This window comes from Planktothrix agardhii (assembly GCF_904830935.1).
Taxonomy (GTDB): Bacteria; Cyanobacteriota; Cyanobacteriia; order Cyanobacteriales; family Microcoleaceae; genus Planktothrix; species Planktothrix agardhii.
In genome coordinates this window covers 2,261,838-2,279,057 of sequence record NZ_LR882952.1, presented here as the reverse complement: position 1 = coordinate 2,279,057, position 17,220 = coordinate 2,261,838, and the positions used below count along the sequence as shown (strand labels likewise).

21 protein-coding genes and 1 pseudogene are annotated in these 17,220 nt (G+C 41.2%); 7 read left to right on the top strand and 15 right to left on the bottom strand.

The window, feature by feature from the left end; translation table 11 throughout:
- Window positions 1-40: 40 nt before the first annotated feature.
- Window positions 41-712: a Fe2+-dependent dioxygenase gene (locus NMG88_RS10550; protein WP_042155406.1), complete on the bottom strand. Its 672-nt coding sequence runs from the start codon at window positions 710-712 to the stop codon at window positions 41-43.
- Window positions 713-718: 6 nt separating this feature from the next.
- On the bottom strand, window positions 719-1,000 hold the full coding sequence (locus NMG88_RS10545; protein WP_227365180.1) for a hypothetical protein: 282 nt from the start codon (window positions 998-1,000) through the stop codon (window positions 719-721).
- An 85-nt stretch (window positions 1,001-1,085) separates the two neighbouring features.
- Here NMG88_RS10545 and NMG88_RS10540 point away from each other — a divergent pair, with 85 nt between their 5' ends.
- Window positions 1,086-5,156 (top strand): hydantoinase B/oxoprolinase family protein, encoded by a 4,071-nt coding sequence (locus NMG88_RS10540; protein ID WP_227397943.1) that lies wholly within the window; start codon window positions 1,086-1,088, stop codon window positions 5,154-5,156.
- Window positions 5,157-5,197: 41 nt separating this feature from the next.
- Here the strand turns inward: NMG88_RS10540 and NMG88_RS10535 are convergent, their stop codons facing one another.
- The 7 genes and pseudogenes from NMG88_RS10535 to NMG88_RS10505 form a co-directional block, all read right to left on the bottom strand.
- A complete protein-coding gene (locus NMG88_RS10535) occupies window positions 5,198-5,632 on the bottom strand; it encodes an ATP-binding protein (protein ID WP_026788529.1) in 435 nt (144 codons plus the stop codon).
- Between the two features lie 7 nt (window positions 5,633-5,639).
- Window positions 5,640-6,638, bottom strand: coding sequence for a sugar transferase (locus NMG88_RS10530; protein ID WP_026796939.1), 999 nt, complete (start codon window positions 6,636-6,638; stop codon window positions 5,640-5,642).
- 165 nt (window positions 6,639-6,803) lie between these two features.
- Complete coding sequence (gene fmt / locus NMG88_RS10525; protein ID WP_042155412.1) at window positions 6,804-7,799, bottom strand: methionyl-tRNA formyltransferase; 996 nt, start codon at window positions 7,797-7,799, stop codon at window positions 6,804-6,806.
- A 138-nt stretch (window positions 7,800-7,937) separates the two neighbouring features.
- Window positions 7,938-8,828 (bottom strand): OmpA family protein, encoded by an 891-nt coding sequence (locus NMG88_RS10520; RefSeq protein ID WP_227350975.1) that lies wholly within the window; start codon window positions 8,826-8,828, stop codon window positions 7,938-7,940.
- Window positions 8,829-8,840: 12 nt separating this feature from the next.
- Window positions 8,841-9,926: a DUF4335 domain-containing protein gene (locus NMG88_RS10515; protein WP_235751774.1), complete on the bottom strand. Its 1,086-nt coding sequence runs from the start codon at window positions 9,924-9,926 to the stop codon at window positions 8,841-8,843.
- Window positions 9,923-10,552: a DUF3038 domain-containing protein gene (locus NMG88_RS10510; protein WP_254032430.1), complete on the bottom strand. Its 630-nt coding sequence runs from the start codon at window positions 10,550-10,552 to the stop codon at window positions 9,923-9,925. The genes NMG88_RS10515 and NMG88_RS10510 overlap by 4 nt, the downstream gene beginning before the upstream one ends.
- A gap of 93 nt (window positions 10,553-10,645) precedes the next feature.
- A pseudogene (locus NMG88_RS10505) lies at window positions 10,646-11,041 on the bottom strand (RNA-guided endonuclease InsQ/TnpB family protein); the annotation flags it as partial.
- Between the two features lie 444 nt (window positions 11,042-11,485).
- On the opposite strand from NMG88_RS10505, the gene NMG88_RS10500 reads away from it, so the two are divergent.
- From NMG88_RS10500 to NMG88_RS10480, 5 genes are all read left to right on the top strand, one after another.
- A complete protein-coding gene (locus NMG88_RS10500; protein ID WP_026794891.1) occupies window positions 11,486-12,007 on the top strand; it encodes a pentapeptide repeat-containing protein in 522 nt (173 codons plus the stop codon).
- An 18-nt stretch (window positions 12,008-12,025) separates the two neighbouring features.
- Window positions 12,026-12,340 carry a hypothetical protein gene (locus NMG88_RS10495; protein ID WP_026788536.1) on the top strand — a complete coding sequence of 105 codons (315 nt, stop codon included), beginning with the start codon at window positions 12,026-12,028 and terminating at the stop codon, window positions 12,338-12,340.
- A 44-nt stretch (window positions 12,341-12,384) separates the two neighbouring features.
- Window positions 12,385-12,732 carry a YtxH domain-containing protein gene (locus NMG88_RS10490; protein ID WP_026788537.1) on the top strand — a complete coding sequence of 116 codons (348 nt, stop codon included), beginning with the start codon at window positions 12,385-12,387 and terminating at the stop codon, window positions 12,730-12,732.
- 75 nt (window positions 12,733-12,807) lie between these two features.
- Window positions 12,808-13,347 (top strand): DUF948 domain-containing protein, encoded by a 540-nt coding sequence (locus NMG88_RS10485; RefSeq protein ID WP_042155419.1) that lies wholly within the window; start codon window positions 12,808-12,810, stop codon window positions 13,345-13,347.
- A 24-nt stretch (window positions 13,348-13,371) separates the two neighbouring features.
- Window positions 13,372-13,545: an EAL domain-containing protein gene (locus NMG88_RS10480; protein WP_081846405.1), complete on the top strand. Its 174-nt coding sequence runs from the start codon at window positions 13,372-13,374 to the stop codon at window positions 13,543-13,545.
- 26 nt (window positions 13,546-13,571) lie between these two features.
- Here NMG88_RS10480 and hisG read toward each other — a convergent pair whose 3' ends face one another.
- On the bottom strand, window positions 13,572-14,213 hold the full coding sequence (hisG, locus tag NMG88_RS10475) for an ATP phosphoribosyltransferase (RefSeq protein WP_042155421.1): 642 nt from the start codon (window positions 14,211-14,213) through the stop codon (window positions 13,572-13,574).
- A 34-nt stretch (window positions 14,214-14,247) separates the two neighbouring features.
- On the opposite strand from hisG, the gene NMG88_RS10470 reads away from it, so the two are divergent.
- Window positions 14,248-14,958 (top strand): glutathione S-transferase family protein, encoded by a 711-nt coding sequence (locus NMG88_RS10470; protein ID WP_227350976.1) that lies wholly within the window; start codon window positions 14,248-14,250, stop codon window positions 14,956-14,958.
- A gap of 55 nt (window positions 14,959-15,013) precedes the next feature.
- On the opposite strand, the gene NMG88_RS22585 is transcribed toward NMG88_RS10470, so the two are convergent.
- The 5 genes from NMG88_RS22585 to NMG88_RS10450 all read right to left on the bottom strand — a co-directional run bounded on the left by NMG88_RS22585 (window position 15,014) and on the right by NMG88_RS10450 (window position 17,026).
- On the bottom strand, window positions 15,014-15,160 hold the full coding sequence (locus tag NMG88_RS22585; protein WP_310996186.1) for a DUF6760 family protein: 147 nt from the start codon (window positions 15,158-15,160) through the stop codon (window positions 15,014-15,016).
- Window positions 15,157-15,480 (bottom strand): hypothetical protein, encoded by a 324-nt coding sequence (locus tag NMG88_RS10465; RefSeq protein ID WP_026788541.1) that lies wholly within the window; start codon window positions 15,478-15,480, stop codon window positions 15,157-15,159. Before NMG88_RS10465 ends, NMG88_RS22585 begins: the two co-directional genes overlap by 4 nt.
- 14 nt (window positions 15,481-15,494) lie before the next feature.
- A complete protein-coding gene (locus tag NMG88_RS10460; RefSeq protein WP_026788542.1) occupies window positions 15,495-15,833 on the bottom strand; it encodes a hypothetical protein in 339 nt (112 codons plus the stop codon).
- Complete coding sequence (locus tag NMG88_RS10455; protein WP_042155423.1) at window positions 15,830-16,354, bottom strand: phage tail protein; 525 nt, start codon at window positions 16,352-16,354, stop codon at window positions 15,830-15,832. The genes NMG88_RS10460 and NMG88_RS10455 overlap by 4 nt, the downstream gene beginning before the upstream one ends.
- Before the next feature lie 162 nt (window positions 16,355-16,516).
- Window positions 16,517-17,026, bottom strand: a complete 510-nt coding sequence (locus NMG88_RS10450) for a phage tail protein (RefSeq protein WP_026794888.1) — start codon at window positions 17,024-17,026, stop codon at window positions 16,517-16,519.
- Window positions 17,027-17,220: the final 194 nt, after the last annotated feature.

Below are 17,220 nucleotides of genomic sequence, written 5' to 3'. Positions count from 1 at the left end.
ACGTTTGATAAAACGTCCCTACGTTTTAATTGAGTTTGGGTTAAATATCGGCCCATTTTCGCAATAAATTTGCATGACTTTTGGCAATCAAGTCAAATTCTATAGTTTTGCCATATTGTTGAAAAATACTTCTCCGGGCGGTATCTAAATCAAACAATATTTCTCGTTGAGATGGGTCACGAATTAAACTTTGAATCCAAGTAACCGCCGCCCACCGAGTCCCTTCAGTCACCGTTTCCACGCGGTGCAAAGTCGAAGACGGATAAACAATTGCCGAACCTGCATCTAACTTAAAACTCTGTTCCCCTAGTGAAGTTTCAATCACTAATTCTCCCCCTTGATAGGTGTTAGGGTCAGAGAGAAATAGAGTTAATGAAACATCAGTTCGAGAGATAGATTCATCCCCCATAATCGCATTATCAAAATGGGAACCATAATACATTCCCACATCATAACGACTGAAAATAATCGGGCGGATTATTTTAGGACGTGCCGCTACTTGAAACAGTTCGTTACGTTTTAAAGCTTCGAGAACAATATTTCTCAGTTCAGAAGTAATCTCGGTATCGGTTTTGATTTGTTGATTATTTTTAACTGATTTGACGTACCGACCAGCAGTTGTTTTACCATCTATAAACTCAGCTTGTTGCAGTAGCGTCAAAGTTGTTTCTAATTCTTCGGGTGTGAGAACATCTGCGATACAAAAAATCATCGGATTTTAGCCTTCTCCACCTTCACCACCTTCACCACTTTCATCTCCTTTATCATCATCTGTTGTACCATCTGTGTAGCCGTCAGTAGACGCTTGTAACATCTCAGACGAGGTGAAAGTATCCCCAGAAGTTGAAATTCCAGAGGCAATTTCTTGAATAGAATTAGATGGGGATTGAGGTGTAGCAGCATTCGCCACGGTGCCCAATCCGGTAGTTAAAATATAAGCTCCCACTCCCATCCAAATCTTAGTACGAGTAGACAGACCGTTATTTTTGTTGGTATTCATGGGTTGATTCCTTTATTATTGATTTGAAACTAACCTTAATTTGTCATAGAATAGTGGCAAACTGGTGACAAGAGAAAAGTTGATTATGATTTCCACACCCCAACCCAACGCTAAAACCTATCAATTTTGGATTGACCGAGGAGGCACATTCACCGATATTGTTGCCCGCAAACCCGATGGCACATTAATCACCCATAAATTATTATCAGAAAATCCCGAACGTTATTCCGATGCAGTGATTCAAGGCATCCGAGAAATATTAGAATTATCCCCCCATCAACTGATTCCCAGTGAATTAATTTCTGAAGTGAAAATGGGAACCACCGTTGCCACCAATGCCTTATTAGAACGAAAAGGCGATTGCACTTTATTAATTATAACCAAAGGCTTCAAAGATGCGTTAAGAATTGGCTATCAAAATCGCCCCGATATCTTCGCCCGTCAGATTATTTTACCCGAAATGCTCTATGAAAAAGTCATAGAAGTTGAAGAACGTTATACTGCCCAAGGAGAAGAATTAAACCCCGTTAATTTAGCAATATTAAAACCTCAATTACAACAAGTTTATCAAACCGGAATTAGAAGCTGTGCCATTGTTTTAATGCACGGTTATCGCTATCCCCAACACGAACAACAAATCGCCGCCTTAGCCCAAGAAATCGGCTTTACTCAAATTTCCGTTTCCCATCAAGTTAGTCCGTTAATGAAATTAGTCAGCCGAGGCGATACCACCGTTATTGATGCTTATTTATCTCCAATTTTAAAACGTTATATTAATCAAGTTGCGTCTCAATTAAATTGTCACCCCCCCTCAGTCCCCCCCCTGGTAAGGGGGGGAGGAATAAAAGAAGAATTAGAGTTAGAAACTATTGAAAAATTAGAAACTATTGAAAAAAATGATAACTCTATCCCCCCATTAGCAAGGGGGGGCAAGGGGGGGTTAAACCCCATAAAATTAATGTTTATGCAATCTAATGGTGGCTTAACCAATGCCCAAAAATTCCAAGGAAAAGATAGTATATTATCAGGGCCAGCCGGAGGAATTGTTGGCGCAGTTCAAACCAGTTTAAAAGCCGGATTTCAGAATATTATTACTTTCGATATGGGCGGAACATCCACCGACGTCGCCCATTTTAACGGCGAATATGAACGACAATTTGAAACCGAAATCGCCGGGGTGAGAATGCGAACTCCGATGATGGCTATTCATACCGTCGCGGCGGGAGGAGGTTCAATTTTAAGGTTTGACGGGTCAAGATATCGGGTTGGGCCAGAGTCAGCAGGCGCAAATCCTGGGCCAGCTTGTTATCGCAATAGCGGGCCGTTAACGGTTACGGATGCTAATGTCATGTTAGGGAAAATTCAGCCCCAATTCTTTCCGAAAGTATTTGGAAAAAACGGCGATTTGCCCTTAGATGCTGAAATTGTTCGCCAAAAATTTAGGGAATTAGCAATAGAAATTCAAACCCAAACGGTCGATAACCGCACACCGGAAGAAGTCGCCACAGGATTTATTACTATTGCGGTTGAAAATATGGCAAATGCCATTAAAAAAATATCCCTACAACGGGGTTATGATATTTCTAATTATACCCTTTGTTGTTTTGGCGGTGCAGGCGGTCAACACGCTTGTTTAATAGCCAATACATTAGGAATTAAACAGATCTTTATTCATCCCTACGCTGGAGTTTTATCGGCTTATGGGATGGGGTTAGCCGATGTGAGAATATTACGAGAAAAAGCCATAGAAAAACTATTAACTGGAAATTTAATTTCTGAGTTAGAAGCCAGCTTTTTAGAGTTAGAAACGGAAGCAAAAGCAGAATTAGAACATCCAGAATCAAAAATAGTAATAATTCTTAAACTCAATCTTAAATATGAGGGTACAGATTCTATATTGTCGGTTAATTTGACCCCCCCTACCCCCCTTAGTAAGGGGGGAGAAAGAGAGGTTAATTATTACAATTCCGTGTTAATGACTTTAACCCAACAATTTGAACAACAACATCAAACCCGCTACGGATTTATTAAACTGAAAAAAAACTTAATCGTTGAATCAATTAATATTGAAATTATTCAACAAATGGATACTCCTGAAGAACCCATATTAACCCGAACTCGAACCACACCTCCAAAACCTATCGCAACGGTTTCTATATATACCAATAATCAATGGCAAAATACCCCCATTTTCCCAAGAAATGATTTACAACCTGAAGATATTATCAACGGCCCCGCTATGATTATAGAATCTATTGGTACGAATATTATTGAACCCGGTTGGCAAGCAGAATTAACAGCAAAAAATTATTTAATCTTGAAGTTAACCCCCCCCTTGTTAAGAGGGGAAGGTGAGGAAGAAATTTCTAATTTGTCTTTATCTTTCCAGGAAAATCAACAAACGTCTCACCCTCCTTTACCCAGAAAAGGAAGTGCACAAAAAACATCTCACTCCCCATTGCTAAGGGGGGGACAGGGGGGATTAAAAGCTGACCCTGTAAAATTAGAAATATTTAAAAATCTATTTCAATTTATTGCCGAACAAATGGGAATTACCTTGCAAAATACCGCAAGTTCTGTTAATATTAAAGAGCGGCTTGATTTCTCCTGTGCCATTTTTGATCAAAACGGTCAATTAGTAGCAAATGCGCCCCATATTCCTGTCCATTTGGGGTCAATGGGTGACAGTATTGAAAGTTTAATTGCTGCAAAAGGTGAAACCCTTAAACCTGGGGATGTTTATTTATTAAATAATCCCTATAATGGGGGAACACATTTACCAGATGTTACTGTAATTACTCCGGTTTTTACCCCCCCTAGCCCCCCCTTAGTAATGGGGGGAAATAATCAGGAGAACTCCTTAGTAATGGGGGGAAATAATCAGGAGAACTCCTTAGTAATGGGGGGAAATAATCAGGAGAACCCCTTAATAAAGGGGGGAAATAATCAGGAAAATCCTGCTATTTTATTTTATGTTGCTTCCCGGGGACATCAAGCGGATATTGGGGGAATAACACCGGGTTCAATGCCACCGAATAGTACAAATATTGAACAAGAAGGAATTTTAATTGATAATGTTCAATTAGTTAAAGAAGGTGATTTTTTAGAAACAGAACTCCTGAATTTATTAACATCTGGAAACTATCCCGCCCGAAATCCAGCCACCAATATTGCCGATTTACAAGCTCAAATTGCAGCCAATGAAAAAGGTGTTCAAGAACTTTTGACAATGGTTGAATATTATGGGTTAAATACTGTTAAAACCTATATGCAGTTTGTTCAGGATAATGCGGAAATATCGGTGCGTAGAGCCATTAATGTATTAACAGATGGTGAATTTAGTTATGAAATGGATAATGGGGGAATAATTAAAGTTAATATTAAAATTAATAAAAATAACCGTAGTGCTAAAATTGATTTTACCGGAACTTCTCCCCAACTCCCTACTAATTTTAATGCTCCAAAATCTATTTGTAAAGCTGCGGTTTTATATGTATTTAGAACCTTAGTTGATGATAATATTCCCTTAAATGCGGGATGTTTGAAACCCTTAGAAATTATTATTCCTGACGGTTGTTTTTTAAACCCCGGTTATCCGGCGGCTGTAGTTGCGGGAAATGTGGAAACCTCTCAAGTTATTGTTGATGCCTTATATGGGGCTTTAAACGTGATGTCGGCATCCCAAGGAACGATGAATAACTTTACCTTTGGAAATCAAAATTATCAATATTATGAAACCATTTGTGGCGGGTCGGGTGCGGGAATTAATTATCATGGAACCGATGCGGTACATACTCACATGACTAACTCCCGTTTAACTGACCCGGAAGTATTAGAATGGCGTTATCCAGTATTATTAGAAGAATTTAGTATCCGAGAAAATAGTGGGGGTTTAGGAAAATTCAAAGGCGGAAATGGTATAATCAGAAAAGTTAGATTCTTAGCAACCATGACCGCCGGAATTTTATCAGAACACCGCATTATTCCCCCCTTTGGATTAAATGGTGGACAACCTGGGTTAGTGGGTAAAAATTATATTATTCGTGATAATGGCACTGTAGAAAACTTAGAAAGTACCGCAACAGTAGAAATGAATATCAACGATATTTTTGTAATTGAAACTCCCAGTGGCGGAGGCTACGGGCACAATCAATAACCCAAACAAATCTTATCCCATTCGTAATTCGTAATTCGTAATTAAATCTGTTTTCTCATCACTAAACAATTGCGATGATCTTCTAATCGTATATAATATAATTCATCCATTAATTTAGACATAAAAATCAGTCCTCTACCTCCTTCATGCTCTAAGGGGTCAGTGTGCATTTCAAGTACAGACTCCAAGGCTTTTTCTAAGTTAAAGGGTTCCCCCCTGTCCCAAATTTTTATTTCAATCCAGGGGGAAAATATCCTAATTTCTAACTCAATGGGTGTTGTTTCAGGTAAAGCGCAATGAGCATGACGGACAGCGTTAGTAAATCCCTCCGTCAAAGCAATTTGACACTGATGCAAAATACCATCAGGTAGAAAATCAGCGGCAATTTTGTCAAACCAAAATAACACCTCCTCTAAGGCGGTTAAAGCGGTTTTTACCTGAAGATTTGATTGTGCTAGTAGTGCTGCATTACTCATCAGTTCCCTACATAGCACCGCTATTTCTATTGAATACAACCATGATAGTTTTAACAATCAACTTCATATCGTACATCAAACTCCAATTTTCTTGATATTTTAAATCTAAACGAATAATATCCTCAAAATTTTTAACCTGAGAACGACCATTAACCTGCCATTCCCCCGTCATCCCTGGTTTAACATCTAATCGTTGCCATTGAGGAACTTCATAACGTTCTACCTCATCAGGTGTCGGTGGGCGGGTTCCAACTAAACTCATTTCCCCGGTTAAAACATTCCAAAATTGTGGTAACTCATCTAAACTTGTTCGCCGCAAAATCTGACCTACTTTTGTAATTCTAGGGTCATTATCATTCTTAAAAATCGCTCCTTTTGCTTGATTAGGAATTTTATCTTTTAAGGCTTCAGCATTGGTACACATAGACCGGAACTTCCAAATACGGAATCGTTTTCCCATCCAACCACAACGCACCTGACCAAAGAAAATTGGCCCCGGACTATCTAAACGAATCGCAATAATAATTGGAACCGCTAATACCGATGAAATACTTAAACCAACAATAGCACCCGTTATATCAATTAATCGCTTCAGCCAAGACCGCACAGAAGGATGGGTCACGGGAAGACTATGTTCCCCTCTGGTTTTATCCTTGAGTTTATCGTCCGCACTAGGAGGTTCAATGGTTAATACCTCGTCAAGAGACGTCAGGGAAAAAACCGCCATTACCTGAGAACCAACGGATTTTAAAACCAACTCAATTCCCTTAGCTTTTGTGGTTTTCAGGTTACTAATCAGAGCCCCAATGCCACTACTATCAATAAATATAGTTTGGCTAAAATCAAGAATAATTTTTTTAGGCGGAGGACTAAGAGAAATAACATTCTGAAAAGTGCTTTTAAAAGAAACCGCTTCTAAAATACTCAATCGTTCGGGTAAACGAACATAGGCAATATCTCCTGTTAGGATAATTTGAAATTTTTCTTCTGGGACTTGACCAACCATCTCCATAATTTGCTGAGTAGTTGTTGTTAATTTTGCTGCTCTGTTTTAATCATACTCAAAAGAAAATAAGAAAAGGCGTTGGTTAAGTGCGAAAAGTCGGACTAATCCTTTTCTGTTATGACAATAGCATCCCAAATCCCTATTATTTTAATCTCCAAAACAATTCTACCCTAAAATTTCCCCCACCGCCAGACGGGTTCCATTTACAAAATCCCAAGCGGACTGCATCCGTTTACCCGCCAATTGGACTTGGGTGAGTAATAATAATCCCTCACCTGTTTGTATTACTAGCCCAAAACGCTTAATCAGGGCAACTACCTCTCCGGGTTGTCCTGAAAGTTGAGATAAATTTGGCCATTGTTGTAACAAATTTTGGTATTCCGGGGGAAATTGAGGATGATATTCCGGTGCTAAAGGAACAGTAGCACAAACTTTTAAGGGTTTTTCTTGAAATGATGTTATACAGTTAGAGTGAAAAGCTCGAATTTGGTTATGTAAAGCGATCGCAGATTTACTCCAGTCTAAATCATAATCGTCATCTTTAATTAAGGGAGCATAGGTCGCCAAAGTATTATCTTGAGGAATAGCTACAATTTCTCCTCGGTCTAATTTAATTAAAGTTTCTACTAATAAATTCGCCCCCAATTGGCCTAACCTTTGTCCTAAATCCGTGGCATTTTCTAATAGTCCAATGGGTGTCACTACTTTTAACAACATCGGCCCGGTATCCATCCCCGCATCCATCAACATCGAGGTCATTCCTGTTTCAGTTTCCCCGTGATATAAACACCATTGAATCGGAGCCGCACCCCGATATTTGGGGAGAATGGAGCCATGACCATTCACACATCCCAACCGAGGCATCTCCAGAATTTCCTGGGACAAAATTTGTCCATAGGCCACCACCACAAAAACATCCGCCTGAGCCTCTCGCAACAGTTTTAAGGTGTTTTGATCTTTTTTCACCCGCTTGGGTTGCCAAACCGATAATTCATGGGTTTGAGCCAACATTTTCACCGGAGAAGGGGTTAATTGACTTCCCCGACCTCGGCGTTTATCCGGTTGAGTCACCACCGCCAAAACTTCAAATTCAGGGTCGGCCAATAATCTTTCTAAACTCGGAACGGCAAATTCAGGCGTACCAAAAAAAATGATTTTCATTTCAGGGAACAGGGAACAGGGAACAGGTAATGGGTTTTGGGTTTTGGGTTTTGGGTTTTGGTTTTATTAGTTAATTACTTAACTCTTAAACTGATAACTCTTAAACTGATAACTGATAACTGATAACTGATGACTGATTTATGGGGTAATGGCTACTTCAATTCGATGGTTTAGTTGTCGATTATTTGCAGAATTATTATTAACTGCGGGACGATTTGCCCCGTATCCAATTGCGGCCCAGTGGTATTCTGTACCAATCGCCTCGGATAAATATTTCATCACCGCTTCTGCGCGACTAAAGGATAAATCTAAATTTTGTTGAGAACTGCCTTGATTATCCGTATGACCCATAACCCTAACAGCAGAACCCTTATAGGTTTTAATATCAGCAATAATCGTATCTAAAATCACGTTAGCCCCGGGACGTAAAATTGTACTACCCACATCAAACAACACATCACTGGGAAAAGTCACCACCAGGGTATTAGAACTTTGACGACGTTCAGGCGTGGCTGAAATAGGTGGCGGAGCAGGTTTATTACTTCCTGAACCTGAAATCGGGGGTGCAGAAGCCAATTGCTGTTCCAGAATTTGTAAACGTTCCTCCAGGGGTTCCGTGGGACGACTGGCTCCCAATTGACTTTCTACGGCCGCCGTCCGTCCAATCAAGGTATTTAACTGTCCCTGTAACTGCTGTAACTGTATCCGCAGTTGTTGACGTTGGGGGTCAGTTAACCGTTGACTGGGTGCGGGAATCGGTTGCGGAGCCGGAGGACTAACCATTGGCGGCGGGACTATTCCCTGGGAACCCTGATGCTGAAATTGATTGAGCAATTGCTGCGTCAACGGAACCTCAGAACTCGAATTCGGATAGACCTGAGCCACGGCCATTCCCACCAACCAAGCAATAGAGGAACCCACCCCCAAAAGTAGGAGATTAAACACCATCGTCCCAAAGAATAAGAAGCCTCGAAATCGGCGAGGGGAGGGCTGGGAAGGTTTGGGGCGGGGCTTTGCAGATTGGGTCATAAATCGGTCTCCTTAATTGGAGGCGGGGGTTTTGGGGGAAGTTTGGGGATTCGCCTCGGTGTTACTCGCTAAATTACTCACCTCTAAATTCCCATCAGGATTAAACGTCACCTTGAAATCGGCCAAAGGCTCATTGGTTTGACGACTTCCTACAGGTTTATACAATAAATCCGGCAGTGGTGTTTGTTTCGTTTCCGTTCCTAGTTCCGGGTTCAAAGACTTATAACCCACAATTGCCCCATCTTTGGCCACGCTCACCCGATAGATTAAGGGAGTTTTTACCGATGCTGTCGGTATCCAGGCTTGAGTGAGCTTTTCAATTAATTGAGCTTTTAAATCCTTAAGTTCTTGGGGATTGGTAATCGGGGGAGGACTGGAAAGATTAGGGGGTAAAGATTGCGGTACGGTTGTTTGGGGAGAAGACCCTTGGGGGGGAATGGCTGTTGGTGTAGGAACCGTTGAGCTTTGGGTTTGCGGTTGCAGTTTCGGGTCTTCGGGTCGTTTAATATCGGGAATCGGTAAAGCAAACAACGCCAAAGCGGTTAAGGCTAGACTCGATATCCCAATTGCTGCTGGAACCGCCCTTTGAGCAATAGGCTGTTCCGGTTTGAGATAACGTTTAGACAGGGGTTGTAACTGGATAGACAGTTCGGGTAAAGTCTGGCTATCGGCCAAAAATTGATCCACCGCTTCCACCAAATCAAATAATTGTACCGTGGTCAAATTGACCTGAACTGGCGGCGCAGCAGCTAAGGAAACTTCATCCGAAGACTTTTCCTGGGGGGGGTGATGAACGGTTAATTGATGTAATTCTCCCGCAATTGAATGTAACTCAACTAACTCCGGTTGCTGACGGAAGGATTCCGGGGCTCTGAGTCCACTTAGGAACCCTTGAACATAGCGACTAACCTGTCGAACTAAACTCTCAAAAAACTCCCGTCCTCCGGTGATGGGCTGGGGATAGCCGACAAAATGACATTCTGCATTCATCAGAACATTTAAACTAGCCCGTCCATCGGATTTACCATCGCTTCCGGTGTTGTAACCCTGCAAAATTAGTTTGCAGTTCGGTAAACTGTATTGACGTTCAATCGTCATGAGAATTCTCCATCAAACAAACTAATCCAAAATCGCTGCATTCCAGCCGTCCCTGTACAAAAAAGCAGTTTCTCTAACAAACGTATCCCTAACTCGTTTAACTTTTCATCGGAACTATAGGTCATCACCAACGCCCGCCGGGGATTCATCCGACTGCGGAAATGCGCCCGAAATTGGGTTAAGTAGTTGGACAATTGTAAATGTCGTTCAATCGGAATTTGTTTTTGGGTTAGGGCTTCATAATCCATGAGTAACTGCCGAATTCTGGCCGTTAACCGTCTTCCCAGGTTAGAGATAATCACGACTAGGGCTTTGGCTTCTAACAGACTCAGCGCCCGACGCTGGCTAAATCGGCGTAACGGGTTGGTACTGCGGATTCGCCACAATTCTACCCGATTGGGGATGACCGTTTGTAAATCCAGTTCTGAGATCACGACCAGCATATATTCTGCCCCCCCCAGATACAAGGCTTCAATCGCCAGTAACATTAAATCAATTTCTAAGCGGGCGCGACGTGGACATCCGTTCGACAGGCTCACGACCTGGCCTTTTTCACCAAACGGTAGATCGGGTAAACTGTCCAATATAATTGGAATTGACTGACTTTGAGACTGTTCTAACTGCATTACACTCACAGCAATATTAATGTCAACACATTAATGGTTATCGGAATAGTTAGGGAATATACAACAACGATGCCATATTGACACTCCCGGTGCCTAAAGGCGTGGGGATTCTTTGTTCACAGAGCCAACTTGCTCGAACAGGATTCCTCCAGCCCGAGTAGAGGTCGATTCTCCCAAAGCGTTGCTCATGTCTAGCATGAAAGTTCCCATAAGCCCTACGGTACTCAATCCTCGACTAAGGATATTTCTAGCTGCATTTTCATCTCTATCCATTGCACAACCGCACCTACAAACATGAGTTCTAGTAGATAGCGTTTTCTTAACAATTTCACCACAGCTAGAGCAATATGAGCTGGTATATTGCGGATTTACCGCCACCGTGACTCTTTCAAATACTTTACCAAAATATTCAATCCAGATCCGAAACTGATACCAAGATGCGTCATTAATAGACTTAGCTAAACAATGATTTTTCGCCATATTTTTAATTATCATGCTATATATTTCAGCACAAAATTGGCTGATATTGCAACAAAGGTTTACAATTAAAGCCGTCGTAAAACGACGTGGTTTTAAACCCATTTTTCTGATAACCTTCGTTATCTCCATCGCTTGAGAACACAATTTTCTAGTGTACGATTTTTCGGGCTTGGTGTTCCCCTGATTCAATTTTACCCTCCTTCCCCCGAATCGCTGAATCTATTAACGCCATGACCTGTAACCTCCGATAGAAACAAAAAAAATTGTTAACACAGCATGGCTATTTCGGACTAGGTTTTAAAGTAGACAGAGGTTAGGCAAAAATATTTTCCCTGTTTTTCCAACCGCCTCAATTTTTGAGGTAGTTTGGGTTTCGTGGCTTGATAGTTGACATCCTCCCGACACCAAAGTTCCTTATGGTGCGGGTCTTTTTGCTCCCATTTTTGATAAACAATGCAGAAAATTAGTTCAGAGGAATTACTCGCTTTATACAGTCAGGGTAAACGGGACTTTGGCGCTATTGATTTAAGTGATTCAGATCTATTTGAAGCCAACCTGGAGGAAATTGGCTTGGCGGGTAGTAATTTAAACCGGATTTATATACCCTATTCCAACCTCAGCTACGCTAATTTACAGAAAACCCAAATTCAGGAGGCGCAACTGGGGGATACACAACTTTATCAAGTGGATTTATCCGAATCGAATTTACAAGGGAGTACCTTATTTCGATGCAACCTTCGCCATGCTGATTTAAGGGGTGCTAATTTAAGCTATTGTAATTTACAAGGGGCGGATTTATCGAGTGCTAATCTAATGTCAGCTGACCTCAGACATACGGATTTGAGTAATGCGAATTTGGAAAATGCCAAGTTAACAAATGCCCAATTAGCTGGATGTAATTTATTCCGATCCAAAATGGCAAATTTATCCGATGCAAACTGTGATCAAACCACCATCGGGCCGGATGGATATTAAACAATAATCCCTAGAAAAATGGTTATTATCGTTATTGTCATTAATATTTTAATTTCTCTGCTGTGTTTATATTTAGCGAGAAAAATCTGGATGTTGACATTAACAATTAATCGTTTGGAAAAAAAGTTAATCCTGATGGAACAACGCACCCGTTTTGTTTTGGAGAAAGCCCCCAAGTTTATTAATTCTGGACAACAGGGAACTACTAAACTCCGACAAAAATATCATCAACTTCAGGTACAACAACAACAACTCGAACAAGCTCTGGGGTTAATTTCCTTGGCCGTTAGGGTCTGGCCAAAAGGAGGAAAACCCAGAAAATCAAATCTCTAGGAACAAAATTGTTAAAATAGATGGAATTGGTACTGCGATTCAATATGTCAAATCAACGCTTAGGACGGTTTTTAGGGGGTTTGGTTTTGGGGTCGGTGGTCGGTACGGTAGTCGGTTTATTGGTGGCTCCTCGTTCGGGGAAAGAAACCAGACAGTTAGTTAAAAAATCGGCCGAGGCTTTACCGGAACTCGCAGAAGATCTATCTACTAATGTTCAAGTGCAGGCTAATCGACTTTCGGAATCTGCATTACGCAATTGGGATGAAACCTTGATTCGTCTCAAAGAGGCGATTTCGGCTGGATTAGAAGCGAGTCAACAACAACAAACCCTCTATAATCCTGAAGCCCAAAAACCTATCTCTGAGTCCTCAAAAACCACAGGAGAACGCTAGGGATCGGGGATTTTCCCTGAAAATCGCTATACTAATTGTGACGGACGAAAATATTTTGTTGTTAATGGAAATCCAGTGACTGAACCTTTATTTTGGCTTGGACTGTCACTGTTTTTTGTTGCAGTCAGCCTTACTGCTGTTGTGATTGTGGCTTTACCTGCTTTGCAAGCTATTGCAAGGGCGGCTCGGAGTGTAGAAAAATTGGCAGATACTCTGGCGCGGGAATTTCCTCCCACTTTGGAATCAATTCGGTTAACGGGGTTGGAAATTACCGAACTCACTGAGGATGTTAGCGAGGGGGTACAAAGTGTGGGTCAAGTGGTTAAACAAGTCGATCAAGGTTTAGATAGTGCTAGACTGCAAGCAAGAAAATTGCAATCTACCACGGGCGGTATTTTTACGGGAATTCGAGTGGCTTGGAAAACTTTTACTCGCAAACCTGCTACTTCTGAATCGCAACGCCGAGCAGCCAATCGTTTACCCGGAAATAGCAGAAATTTACATCAGTTACGGGAACGAAATATTCAACGCTTGGAACTTTATTCGGATACTAATTTTGAGTTAGAAGATGAAGATTTAGGCGAAAGTTATCATTCTTTGAATCAAAGAGATTAGGATCTATAGCAAGTTTAAATTAAAATGAGAGTGATTGCAGAAGGAGTAGAAACTAAAGCCGAACAAGAATTTTTGCGAGATCATGGTTGCGATTGTTTACAGGGATATTGGTTTAGTCGTCCCGTAGAAGCCCAGGTTTTTGAGCAAATGCTGAGGGCAAATGCTCAAGAAACAACGACTAAACCCTATCATCTTTAGATAGTTAAATCCAAAAAGATTATGCTTTAACCATTAATCAATTGTGCTTGGATTTGAGTAATTAAATCTTTCAGTCCGCCCGTATTTAAACGATAACTTAAGGGATGGGCAATTAAGTAGGCCGTACTTTCAAATAACACCTCAATTTCCGTTAATCCATTTTGCTGTAATGTTTTACCCGTAGAGACTAAATCCACAATGGCTTCAGACATTCCCGTAATCGGCCCCAATTCAACGGAGCCGTAGAGAGGTATAATTTCTACAGGTAAATCCAAACTCTCAAAATACTCGCTGGCACAGTGGACAAATTTGGAAGCGACCCGACTATGGGGTGGTAATTCTACCGGAATTTGATAGGGACTTGATTGTTTAACCGCAACCGACATCCGGCATTTTCCAAACTTGAGATCAACCAGTGAAGCTACTTGAGGCTTTTTCTCTCGCAGGACATCATAACCAACAATACCTAACTGGGCTTGACCATATTCCACATAAACCGGGACATCTTGCGCCCGCACTAATAATGCCTTGGCCGTTTGGGTGGGATCATAAATTTGCAGTTGTCGATTGCTGGGATCTAAAAAAGCACTAAAATCAAGTCCAACGGCTTGCAGAAGTCGAATTGTATCTATGAATAAAGCGCCTTTAGGCAGTGCTACGGTGATCATAGGAATGAGGAATGATAGGATTTAGGATTTATCAGTGCAGTTCGCCGAAAATTCGGTATCTGTTGAAACGACAATAATTACCCTAACTTTTATTTACCAGATTATGGGACAGTTAACTCTGGTGATTGGCAGTAAAAATTATTCTTCTTGGTCATTGCGTCCTTGGTTTCTTCTGAAGCAAGCCGGAATTAATTTTTCTGAAATTTTGATTGATTTAGGCAATCCCAACACCTACAAACAAATCCGGCGCTATTCTCCATCGGGGAAAGTTCCGGTATTATTAGATGGAGATTTAACGGTTTGGGAATCCTTAGCCATTTGTGAATATATTGCTGAAAATTTTATTCATGATTTATGGCCGCAAAACTTAGAAGCCAGGACTTATGCGCGTTGTATAAGTTATGAAATGCACGCCGGATTTATCAATTTAAGGCAACAAATGCCGATGAATTGTCGGACTCGTTACCCCAGAGAAGGTATGAAACCGGATGTACAAAATGATATTGATCGGATCACGGCAATTTGGCGGGAATGTCGAGAAAAATATGGCTCTCATGGTGAATTTTTATTCGGAAATTTTACGATTGCAGATGCGATGTTTGCCCCGGTTATTTCTCGATTTGTTACTTATGATGTCAAGTTAGGAGAAGTTGAACAAGCTTATGTTGAAATGATTTGGTCACTTCCAGCCATGCAACAATGGATTGATGCGGCTTATTTGGAACCGGAAATGATGCACTTTTGAGAAAGTCTTTTCCTCCCTGTTCCCTGTTCCCTGTTCCCTGTTCCCTGCCATAACATTAATCTGTATTAACTAAATAGGCAATTTCCTGAACCCAACGTTGTCGTTCTCGATGATCTAAATTCAGAATTTCTTCCCGTGACCAGTGAAAGTGAAATGCAATAAAGGCTACCTCCCGATATAACTCCTCTTGGGGGTAGCCTATAACTCCCCCGTGGTAGAAATTGTTGATTCTGGGGGGTTAATGGCGTTGTAAACTTCCTGTAAATATTGCCAGTCCGTGAGAAACAGTGCTTCTAAATCTTCTGGGGTGACGGGGGATAATTCCCCTAACTGGACAATAACCCGCGAAAGTAGGATCAGAGTCCCATAGGCTGGATTTTCCAAGCTGCGGGGGTCGGTCTGGTACAATTCATCTTTACCTGTGGCTAGACGCATTTCCCCGTCCCGGTGTCGTCTGTCTTGGTTGTCTAGTAACCCGACGGGTAGGGAAAAACTAAAGGTGATTGGAGATTGGTTTTCCATCAAACATCGTTAATTCAGGGTTGATCATAAACTGGGGATGGGGTGGGAGAGTCGGGTTGGTCTTCCTCTAAGTCATTGATGTAGCGATAAAACTTTTGTAAATAGCTTAAATCGGAGGCAAATAGATTTTCAATTACCATGGGTGAAATTTCTTCTAAAGTGCCTAACTGAGTAATAACACGAGAGAGAATAATTACAGTAGCATAGGCTGGATTTGATTTAACTCTAGGATCACGCATGGGAACAATTTCATCAATAGCCCGGGATAGTCGCATTACACCTTGACGGTGACAGTCGCCTTGTTCATCTAGGTATCCTTTGGGTAGGGTAAACTCAAATTCAGTTTGGATCATGACAAGGATTTAGGAAGGGTAGGAACTCGCTGAAAGCTTTCTACTGCTAATTCTAGTTCCTCAAAAGCGAGATCTGAACCAGAAACAATGTTATCAGCAACGGTGTAGGAAACAGGCCAAGCACCTTTAAAATTAAACCGAGCACCTTCTTCACTACTTTGGCGATAGATGACTAAGGAACCATCATAACTTTGAGTTGCCCATTGACCTGCTTGCACATTTTCAATCCACTTCCATAGGGTAGTTGATGCACTTAGACCGCGACGCAAATTAATATTATTAACTTTTTCATTTCCCGGCATTTTTGTTCTGAGGACTCGTCCCCGTTTAGCTTTCCCCCAAGGTTGGGGAAAAACTTCAGCTAATTCTATTAAACTTTGGGTATATTTAAACCCTTTGCATTCCATAAAATAAGCATCAACAGGATCGCTACTTCCATTTAGTTTTAACTCAACATAAAAGCGAGCAATGGTAAGAATCTCTGATAAATTTTGTTTTAATTGGTCTTGATTAATTTGCATACCAAATAGGGAATAGGCAATAGGCAATAGGCAATGGGAGAAAGACAGGGAATAGGCAATGGGCAATGGGAGAAAGACAGGGAATGGGCAATAGGTAATAGCAATAGAGAATATCTTTACCCATTACCCATTACCCATTACCCGCCAACCCTCAACACCTTCTTAAAGCTTGCTTCCCCCAACAGGAACCCGAATCATCCCGGCGTGGGCAACCTCAATGGTTTCTTTAAAAATATCGGCACTGTCAGCTTTGACTTGAGTAGTTTTGTATTTAGCGGGAATGGCATCTTTAATATTCCATCGGGCGCCTTCTGAACCATCTTGTTTGTAGAAAACCAGGGAAGCTTCATAACGCCGAGCCATGGTTTGCCGACCGCCTTTTCCCATTGCTTGCGGGTGTGAATCCACATACCATTGCAAGAGAATATCGTTGTCAATTGCTGTTACAAACTCCAGGGTAATATTTTGATAACTGACGGTAGCCGGGGTGGTTTGTGTATCCGTAGCCAAGCCCTTACGGGTTCCGATGGGCTTACCTTCAGAAGCCGGATCAATTGTAATTGAAAGTCCACTAGCTTTGGAAATCAGTAACCTTGTATTATTATTAATTTCTAAGTAAAAGCGAGAAACTGTCAGGTATTCCATTAGGCTTCTCTGAGTTGCTGCTGTCATTTTAAATATTCCTCCTGGTCAATAGTTAGATTGATTTTGTTTTAACTTAGTGTCGCTCATGTCCGCCGATTTATCGGGGGGTATGTTGTCAATTACGAATTACGAATTATCAATTACGAATTAATGAATTAGGAGTTAATGGATTAATAAATTAGGAGTTAGCTAATTGTCTCGTAATTCGTAATTCGTAATTC